Annotated in this window: 20 protein-coding genes, 1 tRNA gene and 1 pseudogene; 16 read left to right on the top strand and 6 right to left on the bottom strand. The window is 70.9% G+C overall.

Annotated features, from left to right (window positions below):
* The first annotated feature begins 34 nt into the window (after window positions 1–34).
* Window positions 35–691, top strand: coding sequence for an ATP-binding protein (locus ACH499_RS14820; protein WP_399015935.1), 657 nt, complete (start codon window positions 35–37; stop codon window positions 689–691).
* A 75-nt stretch (window positions 692–766) separates the two neighbouring features.
* On the opposite strand, the gene ACH499_RS14815 is transcribed toward ACH499_RS14820, so the two are convergent.
* Together ACH499_RS14815 and ACH499_RS14810 are read right to left on the bottom strand one after the other, a co-directional pair.
* Window positions 767–1,540, bottom strand: coding sequence for an IclR family transcriptional regulator (locus ACH499_RS14815; protein WP_399015932.1), 774 nt, complete (start codon window positions 1,538–1,540; stop codon window positions 767–769).
* A gap of 174 nt (window positions 1,541–1,714) precedes the next feature.
* Window positions 1,715–2,242, bottom strand: a pseudogene (locus tag ACH499_RS14810) (GNAT family N-acetyltransferase); the annotation flags it as partial.
* A 131-nt stretch (window positions 2,243–2,373) separates the two neighbouring features.
* On the opposite strand from ACH499_RS14810, the gene ACH499_RS14805 reads away from it, so the two are divergent.
* Window positions 2,374–3,033, top strand: a complete 660-nt coding sequence (locus ACH499_RS14805) for a hypothetical protein (protein WP_399015929.1) — start codon at window positions 2,374–2,376, stop codon at window positions 3,031–3,033.
* A 74-nt stretch (window positions 3,034–3,107) separates the two neighbouring features.
* Here ACH499_RS14805 and ACH499_RS14800 read toward each other — a convergent pair whose 3' ends face one another.
* Window positions 3,108–4,325, bottom strand: a complete 1,218-nt coding sequence (locus tag ACH499_RS14800) for an MFS transporter (RefSeq protein WP_399015927.1) — start codon at window positions 4,323–4,325, stop codon at window positions 3,108–3,110.
* A gap of 210 nt (window positions 4,326–4,535) precedes the next feature.
* Here ACH499_RS14800 and ACH499_RS14795 point away from each other — a divergent pair, with 210 nt between their 5' ends.
* The 7 genes from ACH499_RS14795 to ACH499_RS14765 all read left to right on the top strand — a co-directional run bounded on the left by ACH499_RS14795 (window position 4,536) and on the right by ACH499_RS14765 (window position 10,956).
* Entirely contained in the window at window positions 4,536–5,162 is a 627-nt protein-coding gene (locus ACH499_RS14795; protein WP_399015925.1) for a helix-turn-helix domain-containing protein, read from the top strand.
* A gap of 133 nt (window positions 5,163–5,295) precedes the next feature.
* A complete protein-coding gene (locus ACH499_RS14790) occupies window positions 5,296–6,471 on the top strand; it encodes an NAD(P)/FAD-dependent oxidoreductase (protein ID WP_399016041.1) in 1,176 nt (391 codons plus the stop codon).
* Window positions 6,468–6,836, top strand: a complete 369-nt coding sequence (locus tag ACH499_RS14785) for a (2Fe-2S)-binding protein (RefSeq protein WP_399015923.1) — start codon at window positions 6,468–6,470, stop codon at window positions 6,834–6,836. The genes ACH499_RS14790 and ACH499_RS14785 overlap by 4 nt, the downstream gene beginning before the upstream one ends.
* Window positions 6,833–8,338 (top strand): FAD-dependent oxidoreductase, encoded by a 1,506-nt coding sequence (locus ACH499_RS14780; RefSeq protein WP_399015921.1) that lies wholly within the window; start codon window positions 6,833–6,835, stop codon window positions 8,336–8,338. Before ACH499_RS14785 ends, ACH499_RS14780 begins: the two co-directional genes overlap by 4 nt.
* Window positions 8,335–9,285 carry a dihydrodipicolinate synthase family protein gene (locus tag ACH499_RS14775; protein WP_399015918.1) on the top strand — a complete coding sequence of 317 codons (951 nt, stop codon included), beginning with the start codon at window positions 8,335–8,337 and terminating at the stop codon, window positions 9,283–9,285. The genes ACH499_RS14780 and ACH499_RS14775 overlap by 4 nt, the downstream gene beginning before the upstream one ends.
* Window positions 9,285–10,286 carry a proline racemase family protein gene (locus ACH499_RS14770; RefSeq protein WP_399015916.1) on the top strand — a complete coding sequence of 334 codons (1,002 nt, stop codon included), beginning with the start codon at window positions 9,285–9,287 and terminating at the stop codon, window positions 10,284–10,286. The genes ACH499_RS14775 and ACH499_RS14770 overlap by 1 nt, the downstream gene beginning before the upstream one ends.
* 316 nt (window positions 10,287–10,602) lie before the next feature.
* Window positions 10,603–10,956, top strand: a complete 354-nt coding sequence (locus tag ACH499_RS14765) for a DoxX family protein (RefSeq protein ID WP_399015914.1) — start codon at window positions 10,603–10,605, stop codon at window positions 10,954–10,956.
* Window positions 10,957–11,001: 45 nt separating this feature from the next.
* Here ACH499_RS14765 and ACH499_RS14760 read toward each other — a convergent pair whose 3' ends face one another.
* Together ACH499_RS14760 and ACH499_RS14755 are read right to left on the bottom strand one after the other, a co-directional pair.
* A complete protein-coding gene (locus ACH499_RS14760) occupies window positions 11,002–11,571 on the bottom strand; it encodes a MarR family winged helix-turn-helix transcriptional regulator (protein WP_356202531.1) in 570 nt (189 codons plus the stop codon).
* Window positions 11,572–11,758: 187 nt separating this feature from the next.
* On the bottom strand, window positions 11,759–13,219 hold the full coding sequence (locus ACH499_RS14755) for a glucose/sorbosone family PQQ-dependent dehydrogenase (protein ID WP_399015911.1): 1,461 nt from the start codon (window positions 13,217–13,219) through the stop codon (window positions 11,759–11,761).
* A gap of 259 nt (window positions 13,220–13,478) precedes the next feature.
* Here ACH499_RS14755 and ACH499_RS14750 point away from each other — a divergent pair, with 259 nt between their 5' ends.
* The 6 genes from ACH499_RS14750 (at window position 13,479) to ACH499_RS14725 (ending at window position 20,980) form a co-directional block, all read left to right on the top strand.
* Window positions 13,479–14,108 (top strand): GNAT family N-acetyltransferase, encoded by a 630-nt coding sequence (locus tag ACH499_RS14750; RefSeq protein ID WP_399015909.1) that lies wholly within the window; start codon window positions 13,479–13,481, stop codon window positions 14,106–14,108.
* 62 nt (window positions 14,109–14,170) lie between these two features.
* Window positions 14,171–16,867, top strand: coding sequence for a SpoIIE family protein phosphatase (locus ACH499_RS14745; protein WP_399015906.1), 2,697 nt, complete (start codon window positions 14,171–14,173; stop codon window positions 16,865–16,867).
* Between the two features lie 308 nt (window positions 16,868–17,175).
* Window positions 17,176–17,913, top strand: coding sequence for a flavodoxin family protein (locus tag ACH499_RS14740; protein ID WP_399015903.1), 738 nt, complete (start codon window positions 17,176–17,178; stop codon window positions 17,911–17,913).
* 417 nt (window positions 17,914–18,330) lie between these two features.
* A tRNA-Val gene (locus tag ACH499_RS14735) sits at window positions 18,331–18,405 on the top strand.
* A gap of 140 nt (window positions 18,406–18,545) precedes the next feature.
* Window positions 18,546–19,517, top strand: a complete 972-nt coding sequence (locus ACH499_RS14730) for a helix-turn-helix domain-containing protein (protein ID WP_399015901.1) — start codon at window positions 18,546–18,548, stop codon at window positions 19,515–19,517.
* Between the two features lie 455 nt (window positions 19,518–19,972).
* Window positions 19,973–20,980 (top strand): PQQ-binding-like beta-propeller repeat protein, encoded by a 1,008-nt coding sequence (locus tag ACH499_RS14725; protein ID WP_399015899.1) that lies wholly within the window; start codon window positions 19,973–19,975, stop codon window positions 20,978–20,980.
* An 85-nt stretch (window positions 20,981–21,065) separates the two neighbouring features.
* On the opposite strand, the gene ACH499_RS14720 is transcribed toward ACH499_RS14725, so the two are convergent.
* Window positions 21,066–21,746, bottom strand: coding sequence for an NAD(P)H oxidoreductase (locus tag ACH499_RS14720; RefSeq protein ID WP_399015896.1), 681 nt, complete (start codon window positions 21,744–21,746; stop codon window positions 21,066–21,068).
* A 105-nt stretch (window positions 21,747–21,851) separates the two neighbouring features.
* Here ACH499_RS14720 and ACH499_RS14715 point away from each other — a divergent pair, with 105 nt between their 5' ends.
* Window positions 21,852–22,790, top strand: a complete 939-nt coding sequence (locus tag ACH499_RS14715; protein WP_399016039.1) for an AraC family transcriptional regulator — start codon at window positions 21,852–21,854, stop codon at window positions 22,788–22,790.
* Window position 22,791 lies beyond the last annotated feature (1 nt).

Genomic DNA, 22,791 nt, shown 5'->3' with positions numbered 1-22,791 from the left:
CCGAGTCCAGTAAAGGTGCCTGGATACTTGCCTGATGGAGGTCTCTGGGGGTTCCTGGGTCAACACCACGCACGATTGGTCCAGCGTTGTCGATGTGGACCATCTGGCATGTATTCGGCAAGCTCCGGAGAAGTTCGCGCCAGGTGGCCCGTGGCATCTTCTCCTCGAGGTGCTCGCATACGCCGCCGACGAGGCATTCACCAGGGGCGGTGGACGTTGCCTCGTCACCGTCTATCCGGATGGCTCCTTGTCCGTGGCGGATGACGGTCGGGGCACCGATACCCGGACGGACGAGCACGGCCAGATCGTCAAGAAGCCGGTCATGGCATCAAAAGACCTCCGCTTCTTCGACTATCCGCAAGCGGAAACGCTTCAGGACGGTCATCCGCGTCGGGGTATGTCCGTGGTTGCCGCGCTCAGCGAATGGCTCGTCCACACCAATCGCCGGCTCAACGGTGCATGGACCCAGCGCTACGAGCGCGGCATCCCGGCCGGGGACCTGGTGCCTGTGGAGCCCGACGGAACCACCGGGACCCTCGTCCACTTCAGACCGATCGGCCCGGTGCGTTCGCTGGGGGTGCTGGCGGAGGGCCAGTTGAAGCGGCTGGCCACGATAGGGCCGTATCTGGACGTTCAGGTGAGTGACCGAACCGATGCCGGAAGCTCATTGCTGGGTGACGATGCGGGGTAGTAGCAGTGCGGACGAGCCTCTTCGAGTGCCTTTCCCCGACCTGCCGGCACGGAGAACGAGCTGAACGTGGGCGGGTCAGACCTCGCCGCCCTCGAGGAACCGCAAGGCGGCCAACTGCCCGGCCGCCTCGGTGAGTACGGGGACGAACGCCTCGATTCGCTCCGGCGTGAACCGGCCGCTGGGGCCGCCCAGGGTCAGCGCGCCCACGACCCGGCCCTCCCGACCGAGGACGGGGACGGCCACCCCGGCCACGCCGTCCTCACGCTCTCCGTCACTGACCGCCCATCCCTGCGCACGCGCCGCGCGCACGCGTCGGACCAGCACCTTCACGAAGCCCTCGTCCTGGCCGGCGGCCTCGGCGACCGTGCGCACGAACTCCTCCGGACACCCGGACAGAAGCACATGCCCCGACGCACCCGCGGCCAGCGGCATCTCCTCACCGATCCGCACCACATGCCGCAGCGGCTGCGTTCCCTCGTGCTGTGCCACGCACACCCGTCCAAGGCCCTGGCGCACGTAGATCCGGGAGGACTCACCGCCCGACCGCTCCGACACCTCCCGCAGGCACTCCACCGCTTCGGGCGGCAGACGCCAGGCATCCTGCGCCAGCGCCGCCCATCGCGGCAGCCCCGCCCCCGGCGCGAGCCGCCCGTCCCCGCGACTCCACAGCAGCCCCCGCTGCTCCAGCGTCGCCACCAGGCGCACCACGGTCGACTTCGCCAGACCTGACCCGTCGATCAACTCGCGCACCGTGCGCGAACGACGGGACTCGTCGAACAGAGCCGGCAAGTCCAAGGCGCGCTGCACGCTGCGCACTCCCTCCGCGCCCTCGCCCACGGTCTTCTGCATGTCCCGCCTTCCCCGGTGCCGCGTCCGGCCCGCGTCCCGAAGCCGGGGGAGACGGACACGGCCTCACCCAGTGGGACGACCGTACCCCTGTGCGGTACTCCGTACCGGCCGCTCCGTCGCCGGTGACGCGGAGGGAACAGCAGGCTGACGCCACCCCTCGACCGGCCCCCGCCCGCCACGGCGGAGTCGATACACCACGCTCGGACGCAGCGGCCCGGGCGGCACGGTCGGGTCGTCGAAGTCGTCGGCCGGATCACGGCTCATGCCGATGCGGCGCATCACGGCCTGGGACCGCAGATTGGTGACCGTCGTGACCGCGAGGATCTCGGGCAACGCCAGGGAGTCGAAGCCGAAGCCCACGACGGCCCGGGCCGCCTCCGTCGCATAGCCGTGCCCCCAGGCTGAGCGGGCCAGGCGCCAGCCCGCCTCCACACCCGTGAACGGCATGACGTCCTCCACCGGATCCAGGCCGGCGAACCCGATGAACTCGCCGGTGTCGATCACCTCGACCGCCCACCAACCCCAGCCCCGCCGGTCGAGCTCCGCTCGGAACCGGGCCACGGACGCGTCGCTCTGCTCGCGGGTGAGTACCCCCGGAAAGTACCTACGGACCTCTGGATCCGCGTTCAACGCAGCCCACGGAGCGAGGTCGGTCTCCCGCCACCCACGGAGCACAAGACGCCCGGTTCTCAGCTCAGTCACCGCGCAAACGTAACGTGAGCCGGTGCCCGGAGCGATCGGATATCGCCGTCGGACAGTCCAACGACCGCCCTCCACGCACGTCCTCGTACGCGTCGCACCGCAGCCGGTACGAGGCCGATAGTTTGACCGGCATGAGTGACGGCATCGCGTGGATGGGCGCACACCACCACACCCCGACATCGGAGGGGCCCGGCATGCTCGGCGGCCTCTCGCTGACCCTGGCTCGAGGCGTGGAGACGGACGAGTTCCTGATCTACCTGGGCGCTGACCTCGACGCGCCGGCCGCGCGCACGCCGTACAGGGAACTGCGCGCGCCTGCCGGGCGGCCGGGCCGGACCTCCCCCCGCCTCAACCGCGCCATGTACGGCACCTGCGGTGCGTGGACGTACGTGCTGGAGGACTGGGGCATGGCGACCTGGGCGACCGGCTACCGAGGCGAGGCCGAGTCGATGCTGCCCCGTGAGGGCGAGGAGATCCTCTGCCTGACCGCCAACCGTTTCAGCCCCCCGGCCCTGATCATCCATGCGCCCGACGCGTACGTGTACCGGGCCGACTTCGGCACCGACACCGGGCGGGGCTCGGCCCTCGATGCCGCCCTCGGCGCCGCGGCCGCGGTGTTCCCGTCGATGCCTGAGGCCAGTGAGGCCGAAGTCGTCGCGTACTTCGAGGAGCACGGCGAGCGCCTGCCCGAACTGGTCTTCACCGCCGTGGGCGCCTACACGGGGGTGGCCGTCGACCAGGGCGCCGTGCAGGCCGGTGACCTTCCCGGCGTCCTCATCGCTCCGGTCTGACCGTCCGCCGCGCGGATCACCCGCTCCCCGCCGTGATGCCGGCCCGGGGTGAGTGCGGCATCGACCGAGGGCGGCTACGAAGCCTTGGGCCACGAGAACTTCCCCGCCCAGTGGACCCAGGCCACCAGCGCCGTCAGCACGGCCGCCAGTCCGCCCAGCGCCATGACCACCGAGGGCGAGGAGCGGTCGAGGACGGCTCCTCCGGCCAGGGCCCCGATGGAGATGGTGGCCTGGAAGGAGGCGGTGAAGAGGACGGAGGACGCCTCGGGGAAGCCGGGCGAGGCCTTGGCGAACCAGGTCTGCGAGCAGACGGGGACGGCTCCGTAGGCGACGCCCCAGACGATCAGCAGTGTCACCGCCCCCACGTCCGACCCGCCGAGGACGGGCAGGAGCAGGGTCGCGCCGGCCAACATGGCGGCGGCCGCGGCGAATGTGGCCCGCGGACGGCGTCCCACCGTGGATCCACCGAGGAAGTTGCCGGCGATGCCGGCCGCTCCGTAGATGAGCAGATACACCGTGACGAGAGCCGGACCCGCATGGGTCACCTGCTCCAGGAAGGGCGTGACGTATGTGTACGTGCCGAAGTGAGCGAGCACGACGAGGAAGGTCATCACCAGGGCGAAGCGGGTGCTGACGCCCCGGAGCATCCCGCCGAGGACGTCGAGGCGTGTCGCCCGGTCGGAGGGGAGCGGCGGGACGACCAGGAGCAGCAGGGCGAGGACGGCCAGCGTGAAGCCGCCCATGACGAGGAACGCCGTCCGCCAGCCTGCGACGTCGCCGATGAACGTGCCCAGCGGTACCCCGAGGACCGAGCCGAGCGGTACCGCGGAGAAGATCACCGCGGTCGCGCGGCCCACGGACCTGGCGGGCACGAGCCGGCCGGCCAGTCCGGCTCCGATGGACCAGAAGCCGCCGATGGTGACCCCCACCATCACACGGGAGACCAGGACCACCCAGTAGCTCGGCGCCACGGCGGTCAGGAAATTGGCCAGCGCCAGCAGGAGGACGAACACGCCCAGCATCACCCGTCGGTCGACACGCCCCGTGGCCACCATGACGAGGGGCGCCGAAACCGCGGCCAGGAATCCGGGCATGGTCATCATGAGGCCGGCCATTCCGTCCGAGACGGTGAAACTCGATCCGATCGAGGTGAGCAGACCGATCGGCAGGATCTCGGTGGTGACGATGGAGAAGATCCCCAGCGTCACCGCGACAACGGCCAGCCAGGAAACCAGTGGCGAACGGTCCGACGGTGCGAGAGGTCGGGCAGCAGGGGTGATCGCTGTGGACATGAATCCCGTCCGGAGTTGGGCATCTGAGGAGCGGCCACCAGTCCAGCAGGAACGGACGCCATCGTCCGGCAGGTTCCCGACGCCGACATCCCGCCCCGGGATCAGCGACGCCCGTGAGGTGGTGCGCCGTGCGGGAAAGGCCCATTCTGATCCGTGTAACGAACGCATCGCCCTCATGGTCGTGCGGTATAGCGAACGGTGCAGAGAGGTATGGGTGAGATGGTGAGCGTCTCCGAGGGTTCGGTCCGGAGCATGCTGGCGGCCAACCTGAGACGGGCCAGGACCGGGAGAGGGCTGTCGCTCTCGGAGCTGTCCAGGCGTTCGGGCATCGGCAAGGCGACTCTGTCGCAGTTGGAGTCCGGTACGGGCAACCCCACCATCGAGACGGTCTTCAGTCTCTCGAGGGTGCTCGAGGTGCCGATCTCGGACCTGCTGGACGCCCGGCCCGCCGGGGAGCTGACCGTGGTCCGCGCCGCCGAGACGGAGGTGCTCAGCGGCGAGGGCGTCGATCTGCGCCCGCTGCAGCGGATCGAATCGGGTGATGTCGTGATCGAGGTCTTCGACCAGCGGGTCAGGGCCGGGCGGCGGCAGGAGTCGCTCGGGCACGTGGGCACCGAGCACACGATCGTGCAGGCCGGACGGCTCGGGGTGCGGGTGGAGGGGCAGGAGGTGGAACTGGAACCGGGCGACTACGTGCGCTTCGACGCGTCCCGGCCGCACGGCTACACGGCACTCGACGGCGAGGTGCGTTCGGTCCTCCTGCTGCAGTACAGCGCGGAGCAGCGGCTCCACCTCTCCGACCCGGGGCCGGGCGGCGGTTGCCCGACGGAGGGGTAGCCCGCTGCCGCGAGGCCGTCGCGGAACTCTCCCGTGTCGGGACCGTTGACAGGGCTCCTGCCCGATCATACGTTTTCCATCGTTCGGTTTAACGAACGGAGAGTGTTCAGTGTACGGAACACGAGTGGTGATCATGGGCGCCGGCATCGTCGGCTGTGCCTGTGCCCGGGAACTGGCCATGGCAGGACTCGAGGTCACCGTCGTCGACCGCGGCAGCGCCGCCTCGGCGACCACGGCGCACGGCGAGGGCAATGTCCTCGTCTCCGACAAGGGGCCGGGGCCCGAGCTCGAACTCGCCCAATTGTCCAGGCGGTTGTGGCCGCAGGTGCTCGCAGCCGTGGCCGAGCGGTCCGAACACGCCGCGCGGGCGGTGGAGTGGGAGCCCAAGGGCGGCATCGTCGTGTCGACCACCGACGCCGGAGCCCGCGAGCTGACCCGCTTCGCCGGCGGCCAGCGAACGGCGGGCGTGCGCACCGAGATCCTCGACGCCGACGCGCTCGCGCAGGCGGAACCGTACGTCACCCGCGAGCACACCGCCGCCGTGCACTACCCCGAGGACGCCCAGGTGCAGCCGGCCGCCGCGGCCGCGGCCCTGCTCACCGACGCCCTCGCGGCGGGCGCCGCGCTGTGCACCGGCCGCGAGGTACTCGGCGCGGTCACCACAGGCGGCCGGATCACCGGCGTCCGCACCTCGACGGGACTGCTGGAGGCCGACTGGTTCGTCAACGCCGCGGGTCCCTGGGCCGGCGAGCTGGCCCGACGTCTGGGCACCCCCCTGGACGTACGGCCCCGGCGCGGAGACGTACTGGTGACCACACCCGTGCCGCCGATGGTCTTCCACAAGGTCTACGACGCGGACTACGTGGGGGCGGTCGGCAGCAGCGCCGAGGACCTGCAGACCTCGGCGGTGGTGGAGTCCACCCGCGGCGGCAGTGTCCTCATCGGCTCCTCGCGTCGCCGCGTCGGGTTCGACGACCGGCTGCGCCCCGAGGTGCTCTCCGCCGTCGCCGCCAAGGCGCTGCGGCTGTTCCCGGCGCTGGCCGGGGTCCCGGTGATGCGCGCCTACGGCGGGTTCCGGCCCTACGTTCCCGATCACCTGCCCGTCATCGGTGCCGACCCGGGGCTGCCCGGCCTCTGGCACGTCGGTGGGCACGAGGGCGCCGGCATCGGTCTGTCGGTGGGCAGCGCCCGCCTGCTGCGCGAGCTGATGCTCGGTCAGCCGACCGCGATGGACCCCACCCCCTTCCGGGTCGACCGCCCGGCCGTGCGGGGCGGCGCCACGGCACCCGTGAACGAGGAGACGGTATGAGCCCCAGAGGTGTCCGCGCCGAGGACGACACCGTCGGGCGGCGGGACCGGCCGCTGCGGATCACCGTCGACGGCGAGCCCGTCGAGGGCATCGACGGCCAGACGGTCGCGGGTGTCCTGCTCGCCTCCGGCCGCCTGGCCTGGCGACGCGGCCGATCGGGCGCGCCCCGCGGGGTGTTCTGCGGAATCGGCGTCTGCTTCGACTGCCTGGTGACCGTGGGCGACGAGCGCGATGTCCGTGCCTGCCGCCGCCGGGCCCGTGACGGCGACGTGGTGACCACGCAGACCCGCCGGCCCCGGACCGACCGGGCGACGTCCCCGGGGCCCGTCGAACCCCCTGGGCTGCCCGGAGAGGAGGACAGGTGACGGCGCGCCATGTGGCCGTGGTCGGCGCGGGGCCCGCTGGTCTCGCCGCGGCGGAGGCCGCGCTCGGCGCCGGCGCCCGGGTCACGCTGATCGACTCGGCCGACCAGCCCGGCGGCCAGTACCACCGCATGCTGCCCGAGGCGTACGGCGCCGCTCACCCCGAGCGGCTCCAGCACGGCTGGCGGGCCTTCGACCGCCGCCGCCGCCGGGTGCTCGCCCACCCGCGGTGCGCCTGGTGGTCCGAGACCTCGGTATGGGCGCTGGAGCGCCCGGACCCGGACGAGCCCGGCGTGCCGCGGGTGCACGTGCTGCGCGGCCCGGCCGACGGCGGGCGAAGGAGCCGCCGGGTTCTCGACCCCGACGCGCTGGTGCTCGCGACCGGTGCCCACGACCGAGTCCTGCCGTTCCCGGGGTGGGAACTTCCCGGCGTCTTCACCGCCGGCGCCGCGCAGGCGCTGGCCAAGGGGGAACGGGTCGTCGTCGGCGACCGCGTGGTGGTCGCCGGCTCGGGGCCGTTCCTGCTGCCGGTGGCCGCCTCCCTGCTGGGGGTCGGTTCCCGCGTGGTGGAGGTGCTGGAGGCCAATCCTGCCGGCACCCTCGCCCGCGGCTGGGGACGGCGGCCCTGGCGCATGGCGGCCCACGGTGCCAAGGCCCGTGAACTCGCCCAGTACACGGCCCTGTTGCTTCGGCACCGCGTGCCCTGTCGGGCCGGCCGCACGGTCGTCGAGGCCCGCGGCGACGGCAGGGTCGAGGAGGTCGTCACCGCCCGGCTGCGCGCCGACTGGTCGGTGGTGCCGGGCACCGAGCGGACGGCCGCGGTCGACGCGCTCTGCGTCAGCCACGGCTTCAGCCCCCAGTTGGAACTGCCCGTGGCCGCCGGGTGCGCCCTGCGCGGAACACCGGGCGGTGACGTCGTGGCCGTCGACGACGACCAGCGCACGAGCTGCCCCGGTGTGTACGCGGCCGGGGAGATCACCGGCATCGCGGGCGCCCCGGCCGCACGGGCGGAGGGCGCGCTCGCCGGATGGCTCGCCGCCGGCGGCGCTCGGGGGGCACCCGCCCTGCGCCCGCTGCGGCGCAGTCGAGACCAGGGCCGCGCCTTCGCCGTACGGCTGGCCGACGCGCACCCCATCGGTGCGGCCTGGCCCGGGTGGCTGCGTCCCGAGACGATCGTCTGCCGGTGCGAGGAGGCCGACTACGCCTCGCTGTGCCGGGCCGCCGGCGACGTGGCGACCCGCGGCGCGCGGGTCGCCAAGCTCCAGACGCGTGCCGGCCTCGGCCCCTGCCAGGGCCGTGTCTGCGGCCCCACGGTCGCCGAGCTCGGCGACCGGCTGGCCGGCCGGCCCCCGGAGCACCCGGCCGAGGGCCTGCCGGCGCCCGGACCCCACCACCGGCCCGTCGCCCAGCCCGTCCGGCTCGGTGAACTGGCCGCCGCCCCCGAACCCTCCCCCGAGAACACCACCTCCCGCCCCCGATCCTCGAACACGGAGCAGAGTTCATGAGCGCCCCCAGGAACACGAACGACTCCAAGAAGCAGCGCCTGTCCCTCGGCGGCGTCGTGGTGGCCACCGCGCTGCCCTACCGCGAGGACCCCTCCGCCCCGGCCGGGCTGGCCGTGGACCACGACCGGTACGCCGAGCACTGCCGCTGGCTCGTCGACAACGGCTGCCACGGAGTCGGCCCGAACGGCTCGCTGGGCGAGTACTCCTCCCTGACCGACGAGGAGCGCCGCCGGGTGGCCCGCACGGCGATCGAGGCGGTCGGCGACTCGGGCACCGTGGTCGTCGGCGTGCACGGCGTCGGTTCGCACCAGGCCCGGCACTGGGCCGAGGTCGCGGCCGAGGACGGCGCCGACGGCGTCCTGTGCCTGCCGCCGACCATGTACCGCGCCAACCGCGCCGAGATCCTGGCGCACTTCGAGGCGGTGGCCTCCGTCGGCCTGCCGGTCATGGTCTACAACAACCCGATCGACACCAAGGTCGACCTGACCCCGGACCTGCTCGCCGAGATCTCCTGGATCGACAACGTCGTCGCGGTGAAGGAGTTCTCCGGTGACGTCCGGCGCGTCCTGGAGATCAGGGAGCGGGCGCCCGGCCTGGAGGTGATCAGCGGCGCCGACGACGTCGTACTGGAAAGCCTGCTGATGGGCGCCACCGGATGGTTCGCCGGCTTCCCGAACGTCTTCCCCGCCGAGTCGGCCCGTCTGTACGACCTGGCCACGGCCGGCAGACTCCAGGAGGCCCGCGCACTGTACGAGCCGCTGGTGGCGGCCTTCCGCTGGGACTCGCGCACCGAGTTCGTCCAGGCCATCAAGCTCGGTATGGAGCAGGTCGGCCGCTACGGCGGCCCCTGCCGCCCGCCCCGCGGCCCGCTGACACCCCAGTTGCGCGAGCAGGTCCGGGCCGACATGACCCGCGCCATCGCCTTCCTCGGCGAGCAGGCCGCCTGATGCGGTCCGTCCGTACGATCAGCGCCGTCGACTCGCACACCGAGGGCATGCCCACCCGTGTGGTCACCGGCGGAGTGGCGCCGATCCCCGGCGGCACCATGGCCGAACGCCGCAGCCACGCCGTGGCCCACCTGGACGAGCTGCGCCGCTTCCTCGTCGACGAACCACGCGGCCACTCGGCGATGAGCGGCGCGATCCTCCAGCCGCCGACCCGTCCGGACGCCGACTGGGGCGTGCTCTACATCGAGGTCAGCGGCTTTCTGCCGATGTGCGGGCACGGCACCATCGGGGTGGCCACCGTCCTGGTCGAGACCGGCATGGTTCCGGTGACCGAACCGGAGACCACCGTGCGCCTCGACACACCCGCCGGACTGGTCGAGGCACGCGTGACGGTCCGCGACGGCCGCGCCGAGAAGGTGACCCTGCGCAACGTGGACGCCTTCGCACTCGAACTCGACGCCACAGTCAGGGTGCCAGGTCTCGGAGACGTCCGCTACGACATGGCCTACGGCGGGAACTTCTACGCCATCGTCGAGCTCGACCGGCTCGGTCTGCCCTTCGACCGGGCGCGCAAGGACGAGATCCTGGCCGCCGGCCTGTCCGTCATGCGGGCGGTGAACGAGCAGAACCGCCCGGTGCACCCGGCCGACCCGCTCATCGCCGGCTGCAAGCACGTGCAGTTCCTCGCGCCGGACTCCACCGCCCGGCACTCCCGCAACGCCATGGCCATCCATCCCGGCTGGTTCGACCGCTCACCGTGCGGCACCGGCACCTCGGCACGGATGGCGCAACTGCACGCACGCGGGCGGCTCCCCCTGGACACCGAGTTCGTCAACGAGTCCTTCATCGGCACCCGCTTCACCGGCCGACTGGTCGGCACGGCCCAGGTGGGGCACGTGCCCGCGGTCGTCCCCGAGTTCTCCGGCCGGGCCTGGATCACCGGCACGGCGAACTACCTGCTCGACCCCACCGATCCCTTCCCTCACGGATTCGTGCTCTAGGCCGTCGTCCCCGGCCTTCACGTCCGTCGACTGGATGACGTGGGCGCGGCGGACCGGGCGGGGCCGCGGCCCCGCCCGGCCATGGCCTCTTACATGATCCGCGGCGGGGCGCGGACATTTGCCAATAGTTGGCTGGCCAAGTAATCTTCCGTTGCTCGGTGTCGTGCCCACCTCATGCGCATATGTCATGGCGGCGCCCCCCGATGGGCGGCTGCTCACCGAGGAGGGCTGGTGGCGGCCGGCCCACCACGTCGTCGTTCCTGTCGATCGAGATGCCGGGCGCTCTCAGCGATAACCATGTGAAAGGCCCAGTTCCATGTTCATAGCCACAGTGGTGTTCTCCGCACTGCTCACCCTTGTCTTCTGCGGTGCCGGCTCGGCCAAGCTGTCCGGTTCGCAGAAGATGGTCGACCAGCTCGCTCACCTCGGCGTGGGCCGAGCGCTGATGCGCTTCATCGGCACCGCTCAGCTCCTCGGCGCTGCCGGGCTCGTCGTGGGCCTGTGGGTCGGACCTCTGGGAGTGGCCGCTGCGATCGGCCTCGCCGTCCTGATGACCGGCGCCGTTATCCATCACGTCCGTGGGGGAGACGCCGCGAAGGACATGTCCGGTGCGGTGATCGTCCTTCTTCTCTCCCTGATCACGCTGACTCTGCGAGTTGTGACCCTCTGAAACACGCGTCGGCCCGCCCCTTTTCCCTCGGCCCGGCCGTGACGATCAAGGCCCTCCGCTGGGTCGGCCGGTCTGCCCCTGTCCGTCCTGCTCCGCGCAGGGCGAACTGACGGGGTGCTGCTCCAGCCCCTCCTCGATCCGGTTCAACAGGGCTGTCACCGTCCTCGTCTGCTCCTCGCTGAGCAGAGCGGTCGTGGCTTCCTCGAGCTCCTTCCAGACGTCCGCGACCTGCTCCTGCAGCGCGCGGCCGGCATCGGTGAGGGACACGATCGACGCCCGGCGGTCGGCAGGGGAGGGGCAGCGGGTGACGAACCCTGCCTGCTCGAGGCGTCGCAGCATCTTGGTCACGGTGGAGGCGTCGAGGCCGAGCGCACGGATGAGGTCTGCCTGAGGCCGGTCGTCCTCGTCCCACAACAGCATCAAAAGGATCTCCTGCCCCGGGTAGAGGCCTACCCGGCGCAGCAGGGCGCCTGCGGCCACGCGGTGCAGACGGCCGACTCGGAAGAGGGCGTGGGTGATCTCACCCCAAGCCGCTCCCGAGGGTGCTGTGCCGACCGCGCAGGTCTGGTCGCCCTCGAGACGGGGATGCTGATGGGCGCTCGTCACATCGATCACTTTCCGTGGCATGGCGATTCACGACCACCTCATCGTCCCCCACTCGCGAGCCATGCGTACCAGCGCCCCTGCTGATGTGACGAGAACGGTGGGCGGTCCCGTGTCCCGAGGATCCGGCCCCGGCACCGAGGCTCGTCCGGGACCGCGGCGGGCGCCGCCCGGGCCGTGGCTCCGGGCGGCGCGCGGGTTACTTCAGGCGGAAGACGAGGATGCTTCCGGGGTTGTCGAGGGTGGTGGCGGGGGCACCGTTGCGGTCGCGGACGAGCCCTTCGGAGTCGGTGGCGACGTAGACGGATTTGCCGTCAGGGCTGAGCGCGATGTCGCGGTAGCGGTTCTGTGCCGTCCAGAGCTTGGTGCTCTGGACGATCTTCTTCTTGTCGTCGGTCAGCTCGAGCTGGTAGACCGAGCCGTCCTTGAGGGTGGTCATGAGCAGCGAGTTGCGCCACTTGGTGATGCCGCCCGTCTCCGGGTAGTAGGTGACGCTGGAGTTGGCCAGGGAGGGCCAGCAGATGAAGGCGAGTTCGCCGCACTTGGGGTCGGAGAAGTCGAAGTTGCTGGGGACCGTGCCGAAGGTGCGGATGGGCGGTGTGAAGGTGCCCTTCCAGTCGGTTTCCTTCTGCGTGGGCACGGACTTGGGGACCTCGAGGTCGCTGTAGGTGAGGTCGGCGCAGGGGGTGGGGGCGGACGCGGACCACTGGTGGAAGGCGTAGGCCTTGTCGTCGCGGTAGCCGGCGACGTAGGGCCAGCCGTAGTTGGTGCCCTTGGTCAGGATGTTGACCTCGTCGTCGGTCTTGGGTCCCTGGTCGGTGCTGTAGAGGGTGCCGTCGGTGCCGAAGTCCAGCCCCTGGGCGTTGCGGAAGCCGTAGGCCCACACGTGGCTGCGGACGCCGTCGAGGACCGGGTTGTCGGCGGGGATCGAGCCGTTCTCGGGGTCGAGGCGCAGGGTCTTGCCGCGGTAGGCGATCCAGTCCTTGGCCTTGATCTGCCCTTCGGTGGGCAGCCACTGGGCGCGGTTGGGTTCGCAGTAGTGCTGGAGCTGGTTGGCGCCCTGGTCGCCGATCGTGTAGTAGAGCTTGCCGTCGGGGCCGAAGCGCAGGCGGCCGCTCTGGTGGTCGGTGCCGGAGGGGAGTCCGGCGATCAGGTTCTTCGGCTTGCCGAGGGTGCCCGTCTTGCTGTCGTACGTGTAGCGGTCGATGCGCAGCCGCTGGTCGACTTCGGCGTCGGAGGGGTTGGAGTCGTACGTGTAGGACACGTAGACGTAGTCGTGCCCCTTGTTCTTGAGCAGCTCGGGATGGAGGGCGAGACCCAGGACGCCGTCCTGGCCACCCTCGGTGTGCCAGGCCTTCTTCGTCAGGTCGAGGGCGGTGCTCTTGGCCCCTGTCTGCGGGTTGACCCGGGTGATCTTCTTGCCGCTCTTCTCGGCGGCCCACAGGAAGCTGTCGGGACCCCAGACGATCTCGTAGGGGTTGCCGAGGCCGGTGGCGACGACCCGCTTGGTGAAGCCGTCCAGCGAAGCGGTGCCGGCGCTGTCGCCGGAGGTGTCGCCCCCGGTGGGGCCGCCGGCGGTCGCCGGGAAGACACCGGCCTGCGCGATGTTGAGGACCAGAGCCGCCGGGATGGCCGCCAGCGCTATGCGTATGCGACGCATGAATGCTCCTTTCGAGTTCCCTCCCACAGTCAGCTTCACTCGTTGTGGTTAAGTCGTCGCTCTGAGTGTCGGCCAGTCGGGTGGCAGCCCTGGAGTTTCCGAATAATCAAAGATCGCTGCGGACTCACTCGGCAGGCCCCCGTCGGCCTTCCTCGTCCGGCGCAGGACTCCTTCATGGCGCCGCCTGCGGGGAGACGCTCCCCGCGCAGCGGCGAGAAACCGTTCGACGGTCGCGGGTCCGGGCGGAAGACTCCGGCCGGTGACATTCACACTGAAGGCACCGGTGCTCGAAGGCACGTTGGTACGGCTGGAGCCGTTGGGTGCGCAGCACGCCACCGACCTCGCCCTGGCGGGGGAGGAGGAGCGCGGCACCTACGGGTTCACCTGGGTGCCCCGGGCCGAGGAGATCCACGCCTACCTCGATGCCCGGGCGGCTCGGGCGGCCACCGGTCGGCTGGCGCCCTTCGCGCAGATCTCCCTCGCCTCGGGACGGGCCGTCGGCACCACGGCGTACTGGGAGCCGCGGTCGTGGCTGACGGAGGACCGGCTCGACGCCGTCGAGGTCGGATTCACGTGGCTGGCGCGCTCTGCCCAGGGCACCGGGATCAACGCCGAGTCCAAACTGCTCCTGTTCCGGCACGCCTTCGAGGTCGGGAAGGTCTCGCGGGTCGACCTGAAGACGGACGCCCGTAGCAGCCGGTCCCGGGCGGCCATCGAATCGGTGGGCGCCCGTTTCGAGGGTGTCCTGCGCAACCGGTCCGGTTCCCGGGTGCCGGGCGAGGAGGGGCGGCTGCGCGACTCCGCGATCTACTCGATCACGGCGGCGGAGTGGCCGGAGTGCCGGGCACGGCTGGAGGGCCGGGTTACCTCCCGTGTGCGGGTCGCCTGAACCCGGGCATGCCGCACCTCCGGTGAGGACGATATCGGTCTGTTAGGTGCTAAAACGGGTCAATGCGTGAGGGGACGAGTGGCGTATCACCGGCACCACGGAAACCATGGCCGCACAGCGTTGCGGCGCAGGTCTTCGCGCTGCAGTTGCTGGTTGTGCTGCTCCTGGCCGTACTGAGCGACATCACACTGGTGTACGAGACGCGGAGCCAGGCGGTGCGTGGGGCGCGCAACCAAGCGCTCGGGGTGGCGGCGGGCTTCGCCAGTTCCCCCGGGGTCGCGAAAGCCCTGAAGAGCCCGAACCCGACAGCGCTGCTGCAGCCCGAGGCCGAAGAGGCTCGGCGGACATCCGACGTGGACTTCGTCGCCGTTCTGAACCGGAACGGTGTCCGCTACACCGACGCCCGCCCCGATCTGATCGGCAAGCGAGCGAGCGGGAACTTCAGCCGGGCGCTGTCCGGTGAGTCCTACACCGAACTGTTCATGGGAGCGCCGACGGACGCCGTGCGCGCGGTCGTGCCGGTCAACGACGCGGACGGAACCGTCGTGGGCATCGTGACGGCCGGCCTGGAGATCAGCACGGTGAGCGGCACCTTCTACAGGCAGCTTCCGCTGCTGGCGGTAGGTGCCGCAGGATCACTGGCGCTGGCGACGGGCGCGGCGTGGCTGGTGAGCCGACGGTTGCGCCGTCAGACGCACGGGCTCGGGCCGAGCGAGGTGACGCGCATGTACGAGCACCATGACGCGGTACTGCACGCGGCGCGCGAAGGAGTGCTGGTGATCGGGGCCGACGGCCGGCTGTCGCTGGTCAATGACGAGGCCCGGCGGCTGTTGGAGCTGCCCGCGGATGCGGAACAGCGCTCGCTGCACGATCTCGGCCTGTCCTCCTCGATGGTGCGGCTCCTCGAGTCCGGGCAGGACGTGGACGACGCCGTCGAGCCGGTGGGTGACCGCTTGCTTGCGGTGAACGTGCGACGGACAAGCCGCGGCAGGGGTGACCCGGAGGGTGGTGTCGCCACGCTGCGTGACACCACCGAGCTCCGTGCCCTCGCCGGCCGCGCGGAAGTCGCACGCGAGCGCCTGGAGCTGCTGTACCGCGCGAGCGCGGAGATCGGCAGCACCCTGGACGTGACGCGTACCGCCGAAGAACTCGCGGACCTCGTCGTCCCACAGTTCGCGGACGTCGTCACCGTCGATCTCTTCGACGCGGTGCTGCGCGGGGACGAACCCGTACCGGGTGTGGCGTCCGCCTTGCGGCGCGTGGCGCTGCGCGGGGCGGCCGAAGCCTGGCCCTGGCACGAGGCGGGCAGCAGTCTGGAGTACGGGCCGGTCACGCACCAGCGCGAGACGGTCGCCGGTGAAGACGCCGTTCTGGTATCTGATCTGGCGCGATCGCAGGACTGGCGGCATCCGGATCCGGAGGGCGCGCAGCGTGTTCTGCGGCTGGGCTTCCACTCGCTCCTCACGGTGCCGCTGCGTGCCCGGGGGGTGGTGCTGGGCCTCGTCATGCTCTGGCGCGGGAACCTGCCTCCGTTCCAGCCGGACGACGTATCGCCCGCGGAGGAACTGGCCGCTCGTGCGGCGGTGTGCATCGACAACGCGCGCCGCTACACCCGGGAGCACGCCACCGCGGTCTCCCTCCAGCGCAGCCTGCTGCCGCGGGGCCTGCCCCCGCAGGACGCCGTGGAAGTGGCCCACCGCTACCTGCCGGCCCGATCAGGCGTCGCCGGTGACTGGTTCGACGTCATTCCCCTCTCGGGTGCCCGGGTCGCTCTGGTGGTGGGCGATGTGGTCGGGCACGGACTGCAGGCCGCCGCCACCATGGGCAGACTGAGAACCGCCGTCCTCAACTTCTCGACCCTGGATCTGCCTCCGGAAGACCTCCTCTTCCATCTGGACGAACTCGTCACGCTTCTGGACGCCGCATATCAGGCAGGCGGCGACGACCACACCGTCACAGGGGCGACCCTCGTGTGCGCGGTCTACGACCCGACCAACGGCCGGTGTGCCTTCGCCAGTGCCGGGCACCCGCCGCCGGTGCTCGTCCTGCCCGACGGGTCGGTCGAGTTCGTCGACGTCCCGGCCAATCTGCCACTCGGCCTGGGGAGCGTTCCCTTCCAGACCGCAGACATCGCCGTTCCGCCAGGAAGTCGCCTGGTCCTCTACACCAACGGGCTTGTGCAGAGCGGCGGCAGGGACATCGGCACCGGACTGGAGCTGCTGCGGTCGGTCCTCACCCGCAAGGAGCCCAGTTCCGAGAGCACGTGCTCTTCCGTCATCGACGCCATGGTGCCGGACAGGTCACGCGACGATGTCGCCCTGCTCGTCGCAGGTGCCCGCCGGTTCCCGGCGGAAGACATCGCCCAATGGGACGTACCCGCCGACTTCGCGGCAGTCGGTGCCGTACGAGCGCAGTGCATGCGGCAACTGGAGAGCTGGGGACTCGACACGGGTTTCACCACGGAACTCATCCTCAGCGAACTGATCACCAACGCCGTTCGGTACGGCGCGCCGCCCATCACGGTCCGGCTCCTTCGCCACCACGTCCTGATCTGCGAGGTGTGCGACGCGAGCAGCACCGCGCCGCGCGTGGTCCAGGCAGCCGAATTCGACGAGGGCGGACGTGGCTTGTTCCTCGTGGCCCAGCTCGCTGATCGGTGGGGCGTGCGCTACACGAGACACGGCAAGGTCATCTGGGCGGAACAGTCCTGGCCGACACCCGGGCCTCCCGGTGGCCCAGGCCCAGCCGGAGCGACCTGAGGCGGGGACGACCGCTGTGGCGGCTACCTCGCTGCCTCTGCTGGGCTGACCTACCCAGCCCCGGACCCTGGAGGGAACGGGGCGCCTCCCTCGGCCGTGGCTGCCGCTCAGCCGGGCCAGCAGGGACGTCACACCTGTACGTGCGCAGGCCGGCGCACCCGCGCCGCCCAGGAATTCAACTCGGCTGTCAGAGTGGTTGCCGGGCGCCCGTTGTGCCGTGGCCGCCGTCGGGAGCGTTCGGCCCGCACGATGAAGGGCCTGCGCCACCTCGAAGGGCACGGTGGCACGACACCAGGAGAACCAGACCCGTGAGCACCAGCCCGGCGACCGCCGACGAACCCCCCGCCAGCTACGACGACCTGCGCGCTCTTGTCTTCAACTGCACGCTGAAGCGGTCACCGGAGGTCAGCAACACCCAAGGGCTCATCGACCGCAGCGTGCGCATCATGGAAACCCAAGGCGTGCAGGTCGAGGTCGTCCGCGCGGTCGATCACGACATCGCGACCGGCGTCTGGCCGGACATGACCGAACACGGCTGGCGGAACGACGCCTGGCCGACGCTGTACGAGCAGGTCATGGCCGCGGACATCCTCGTCCTGGCCGGCCCGATCTGGCTGGGCGACAACAGCTCGGTGATGAAGCAGGTGATCGAGCGCCTGTACGCGTGCTCCAGCCTGCTCAACGACGCGGGACAGTACGCCTACTACGGCCGCGTCGGCGGCTGTCTGGTCACCGGGAACGAAGACGGCGTCAAACACTGCGCGATGAACGTCCTCTACAGCCTCCAGCACCTCGGCTACTCCATTCCGCCGCAGGCCGACGCGGGCTGGATCGGCGAGGCCGGCCCCGGACCCTCCTACCTCGACGCCGGCTCCGGGGGCCCCGACAACGACTTCACCAACCGCAACACCACCTTCATGACCTGGAACCTGCTCCACCTGGCCCGTCTCCTCAAGGACGCCGGCGGCATCCCCGCCTACGGCAACCAGCGCACCGCCTGGGACGCCGGCTGCCGTCACGACTACGAGAACCCCGAACACCGCTGAACCGGTTTCGACGGGCACCGACGCGAGCCCGCTCCTGCACAGAGCGGTCCAAGGCGGCCTCACTGACAGCAATTCGTCCCCAAGACCCGTGGTCGCGACGTAGCGTTGACCGCGGGTAACAGACTGACGCAGTGCCGTTTACGGGGAGCGATATGAGCGCGCGCAAAGACACCGGGGACCGCTTGCAGGAGGCCGGCTACGGCGCCTACGTCGAGCACCTGAAGAACTGTGCCGAATGCGGACCCACGCGCTGCCCGGTCGGTGAGACGTTATGCACCGACTACCTCACCCGCGTTCGGCTGGCGCGTCGGACAGTGCTTCCCTGACAGGCGTGGACGGCGGTCCGGAGCCTGCTCCGGGGGTCCATCGTCCATTCCGTGCGGAACGCCGGTGCACGGGAGTATGATCATCAGTAAGGCGGGGTCGTAGCACAGAGGTAATGCGCCGCGATGACATCTCGGAGGACGTCGGTTCGAATCCGACCGCCCCGCCCCTTCCACAGACCAGTCGCTTCGGCGCCGCCGCCCGCGTGGCGGTGCCGTGCCCCGGTGTCAACGGCTTTTGTCAACTCGCCCGCGTAGTAGGCTGGTTGGATGCCCGAAGTCAGAGATGTGCCAGGGCAAGGAGCCACGGTGACGGGGCCGGTGGCGGTCGTCGACACCGACGGCATAGCGGTTCCGGACCGCTTCGGCTGGTGGCACGACATGGTCGGCCAAGAGGTCATGCCCGTGTCGATGCGAAGCCCCTACGCGGATCGTTTCCGGGGCTCGGCGGCGGTCGTCGGACCGCCGGGCGGCCTGGCGGTCTTCGACTTCTCCCCGTTGTCGGCCCAGCGCTTGCCCGTTCACATCCGTCGCGCCGACCCGGAGGCCTACTTCCTGGTCCTGGTGCGCGGCGGCGCCGTCCGGCTGGAGCAGGGACGCGGTGTGGCCTGCCTCGAACCCCGCGGCATGGCGGTGTTCTCCACCTCCAGACCTCTGTCCTGCGAGTTCCAGGACCACGACGGTTCCGTGCGCCTCACCTTGCTGCGGCTGCCGCGTACTCTCATGCCGCTGGCCGACGGCCGCGTCGATCGTCTCCTCGCCGTACCGCTGCCCACCGAGACCGGCTCCGGAGCCCTGCTCGATCTGTACCTGACCTCGCTTCCCGGGGCTGTCCGCACCTGCCGCCCCGCGGAACTGGCCCGGCTCGGGGCCGTCGGCACGGATCTGGCCGCGTCACTGCTCGCGGCCCGACTCGGCGACCAGGAGTCGCTGCCCCCGGAAACCCGCCGCGGTGTGCTGCGCGAGCGGATCAGCCGTTTCATCGACCGGCATCTCGCCGACCCCACGCTCGACCCGGCGGCCATCGCCGCCCACCACCACATCTCCCTGCGTACCCTGCACCAACTGTTCCAGAGCGAACCGGAGTCCGTCGCCGCCACGATCCGGCGCCGGCGCCTGGAACGCTGCCACGCCGACCTGACCGACCCGAGCCTGCGCCACCGTACGATCGGCGAAACCGCGCTGCGCTGGGGCTTCCGCCACCCCGCGGACTTCAGCCGGGCCTTCCGCCGGGCGTACGGGATGCCGCCGAGCGAGATCCGGGCGGCCTCCTCGCGCTGAATGTGAAGGACACCCGCGCTCATGGCTAAAGACCGGGCGGACCGGTACGGGTGACATTGGGGCCCAAGCGTCCCAGTGACCTCGGGATGGCGTTCTGCGCAGCGTGAGCCGATCGGCGCGACGAACGCAGAGGGCGGGGGGCCCGAGGCACTGGGCGCTTCCTGCCCAGTGAACGACCACGCCTACCGGATCCGGGGGGACTCTTGCGTCGGAGATCGCACCGGCCTCACCTGCGCACAGCCGCGGCCACCGCGTTGTTCTTGGCCCTCGCCGGCTGCGGGGGCGACGAGGAGGCCGCGGGGGAAGGCCCGGCGGGACGCGGCGGACCGAGCAATGCGGCGTCCGCCGAACCCCCGGCCGCGCCGCGCGCCCACGACCCGGTCAACAGGTTCACCGAGCCCGTGCGATCGCTGAACGGGGCCGGGAAGTTCGCTCTTCACGGCACGACCGTATGGATGGCCGATCACAGCGGCCTGACGGCGTACGACTCGGCGACCGGCGACACCTCGCACGTCCCGGTGGAAACGGGCATGCCGGTGAGCGAGCAGCCCGAGCTGGGTGCTCCCGTCGTCGCTCGGGTGGGGGACAGGACCGTCGTCGTGAGCGTGGCGCCGGTGGCCAGAGCCGGTTCAGGCACGCACACGACCACGTACGCCATCGGGCTTCTCGTGGCCGACGCGCGCACACGCGAGAAGCTGTGGAGCACCGAACTGCCCGCTGACAGCTTCACGAGGGGCGTGGACCTGAAAGTCGCGGGTGTGGACGGGGGGAGGGCCGTCGTCGTGGACGGCTGGGACATCACCACCGTGGACCTCACGACGCACCAGCTCCTGTGGACCAAGCCGAACACCTCCCGGATCGTCGCGGTGGGCGGCGGCACCGTCGCGCTCTTCGCGTCGGACAGCTATACGGAAGACCAGGTGTACGGAGTGAGCGTCGCCGACGGCGAACGGACCTGGACGGTGGGAGGAGGCTCCTCCGACCTGCACGTCGTCCCCGCCCGGCCCGGTGTCGTCCTGGTGACGAGTGGAATGGACTACGGAGACGTCGACGGCACCTTCGTCAGCCTCGCGACGGGCCGCACCGTGGCCAGGACGGAACTGGGCGCCACACCGGACCGGTGCCTGTACGACGAGCAGAGCACCGTCGTGTGCGTCAAGGACGAGTACGGCTACACCGTGGTCGCCGGCATCGACGCGACGAGCGGCAAGAGGCTGTGGGAACTGCCCGCGAACGATCGCGTGGCACCGGCGGTGTCCGCCGCCTGGCACGGAATCGTGTACGGCAAGGTGGACGGCGGGGCGCTGATGCTGGACGCCCGGTCCGGACAGGACCGGCCCGGCCCCCTGCCCGACGCGCCCGACCTCCTCAACGCCTACGTCGGCGTCTTCGAGGACGACGAACGCGGCCACGCGAGCGACTTCGTTCCCGCCGATGCCGCGGTGCGGAGAACGGCGGGATGAACCCCGGGGGTCCGCGCATGCGGCCGCCCTCGCCCGTCCTGACGCTCTCCGCCCGTGGCCCCAAGGGCACCGCCGGCCGTGATCCTCAGCCCGCCACCGGCTCCGTCGCGAGGAACCCTTCCACCGCCTTCCTCGCGCGGCGGTCGAACTCGGCGTACTGCGCCTCGCGTTCGGCTCCCGCGACCGCGTCGCCGACCAGCAGATTGCCCTCGGCGTCGAGGCGCTGCGGGCGCTCCTCGGCGTCGGGGAGGAGGGCGACGGAGGAGTGGGAGAACCCGCAGTAGTAGGCGATGCCCTCGCTCAAGTTGGCCTCCAGCACGGCCTGCATTCCCTCCGTGACGGGATCGTCGGAGGTGGCACCGGCCAGGCCCAGCCACAGCATGCGCTTGCCGGCCAGGCGGGGCTTGCTGCGACCGTAGGCGAATCCGTAGTTCCACACACGGTCGATCCAGCCCTTGAGGAGGGCGGGCACGCTCTGCCAGTACACGGGGAACACGGCGACGACGACATCGGCGTCGAGAACGCGCCGCATATGGGCCCGGACCTCGTCCGAATACGGCTTCTCCCGATCGCCCCAGTCAGGCTGGTCCGCCACGTTCATCCGCGGGTCGAACCCTTCCGCGTGCAGGTCGAGCAGGTCGACGTCGTATCCGGCGTCTTCGAGTCGGGCGGCGGTACGGCGGGCGGTGTGCGCGGTGAGGGAATCGGCGCGGTGGTGCGCGACGACGACGAGGGCGGTTCCGGCCGCGCTGTCGAGCTGAGACATGGACTCTCCTGGCTGGTCTCGGTGACGTTCTGCCAGTCCAGTACACGCGTGATCGATTGGATGATCCATGGGAGAAACCCTCCACCGCATAGGAGTTCGTCTACGATCGTGCCCGTGGACCCTTTGAGTTCTCTGCTCAGTGGCATCCGGGCCGAGGGCTCGGTCGTCAGCCACGCCGTGCTGGAAGCGCCCTGGACCATCCGCTTCGCCGACGGAGCCCCGCTCACCATGGTCAGCGTGCTGCGCGGTGGCGGCACCCTGCTCCTGTCCGACGGCACCGAACAGGCGGTCGGCGCCGGCGACACGGCCATCGTGCGCGGTCCCGAGCCGTTTCACCTCGCGGACGGGCCGACCTCCCCCAGCCGCCCACACGTCGAGTACGAGATCGCCTGCTTCACGGCGGATGCCGCATGCACCGTCCAGGACCTCGGCGGCATCCGCTGGGGCAACGATCCGGATGGAGCGACCGCTCTGATCGTGGGCGCCTACCGAGCCTCGGGCCGTCGCTATGAACGACTGCTGCGCGGCCTGCCACCGGTGCTGGTGATCAACGAGGACACCGAGGTCTGCGCCTGGCTGGAGACGGCCGCCGCCGACGCCGCCCTGCGCTCGGCCGGCTCGCAGGCGCTGATGGACCGGCTCCTGGACTGGGCCCTTGTGTGCACGCTGCGTACCTGGTTCGAACAGGCGAGTTCGGACGCCCCGGACTGGTACCGGGGCCTGGCCGATCCGATGCTCGCGCCCGCGCTCCAGGCCTTCCACGCCCGGCCCTCCCGGAGATGGACGGTTGCCGCGCTCGCCGCCGAGTCCGGTGTCTCCCGGGCGCTGTTCGCCAAACGCTTCACCGACATCATGGGCCGCCCACCGCTGACCTACGTGACCGAATGCCGCATGGACGAGGCCGAGGCACTGCTGTCCGACACCGACCTCGCCATCGCCCAGATCGCCAAGTCCGTCGGCTACGCCGATGCCTTCGGTTTCAGCGCCGCGTTCAAACGCCATCGAGGCCTGAGCCCCAGCGTCTTCCGCGCCGCGGCGGCCTGAC

Source organism: Streptomyces sp. NPDC018947, assembly GCF_044390505.1.
In the GTDB taxonomy this organism is placed as follows: Bacteria; Actinomycetota; Actinomycetes; order Streptomycetales; family Streptomycetaceae; genus Streptomyces.
This window is presented reverse-complemented; position numbering and strand designations above follow the sequence as displayed.

Bases quoted from the DNA above. Each gene is read 5' to 3' on its own strand.
- ACH499_RS14765 (WP_399015914.1), top strand. From the start codon at position 10,603: ATGTTCATAGCCACAGTGGTGTTCTCCGCACTGCTCACCCTTGTCTTC.
- ACH499_RS14725 (WP_399015899.1), top strand. From the start codon at position 19,973: ATGGCCGATCACAGCGGCCTGACGGCGTACGACTCGGCGACCGGCGAC.
- ACH499_RS14755 (WP_399015911.1), bottom strand. From the start codon at position 13,219: ATGCGTCGCATACGCATAGCGCTGGCGGCCATCCCGGCGGCTCTGGTC.
- ACH499_RS14815 (WP_399015932.1), bottom strand. From the start codon at position 1,540: ATGCAGAAGACCGTGGGCGAGGGCGCGGAGGGAGTGCGCAGCGTGCAG.
- ACH499_RS14795 (WP_399015925.1), top strand. From the start codon at position 4,536: ATGGGTGAGATGGTGAGCGTCTCCGAGGGTTCGGTCCGGAGCATGCTG.
- ACH499_RS14820 (WP_399015935.1), top strand. From the start codon at position 35: ATGGAGGTCTCTGGGGGTTCCTGGGTCAACACCACGCACGATTGGTCC.
- ACH499_RS14770 (WP_399015916.1), top strand. From the start codon at position 9,285: ATGCGGTCCGTCCGTACGATCAGCGCCGTCGACTCGCACACCGAGGGC.
- ACH499_RS14745 (WP_399015906.1), top strand. From the start codon at position 14,171: ATGCGTGAGGGGACGAGTGGCGTATCACCGGCACCACGGAAACCATGG.
- ACH499_RS14785 (WP_399015923.1), top strand. From the start codon at position 6,468: ATGAGCCCCAGAGGTGTCCGCGCCGAGGACGACACCGTCGGGCGGCGG.
- ACH499_RS14720 (WP_399015896.1), bottom strand. From the start codon at position 21,746: ATGTCTCAGCTCGACAGCGCGGCCGGAACCGCCCTCGTCGTCGTCGCG.
- ACH499_RS14790 (WP_399016041.1), top strand. From the start codon at position 5,296: ATGGGCGCCGGCATCGTCGGCTGTGCCTGTGCCCGGGAACTGGCCATG.
- ACH499_RS14805 (WP_399015929.1), top strand. From the start codon at position 2,374: ATGAGTGACGGCATCGCGTGGATGGGCGCACACCACCACACCCCGACA.
- ACH499_RS14775 (WP_399015918.1), top strand. From the start codon at position 8,335: ATGAGCGCCCCCAGGAACACGAACGACTCCAAGAAGCAGCGCCTGTCC.
- ACH499_RS14800 (WP_399015927.1), bottom strand. From the start codon at position 4,325: ATGTCCACAGCGATCACCCCTGCTGCCCGACCTCTCGCACCGTCGGAC.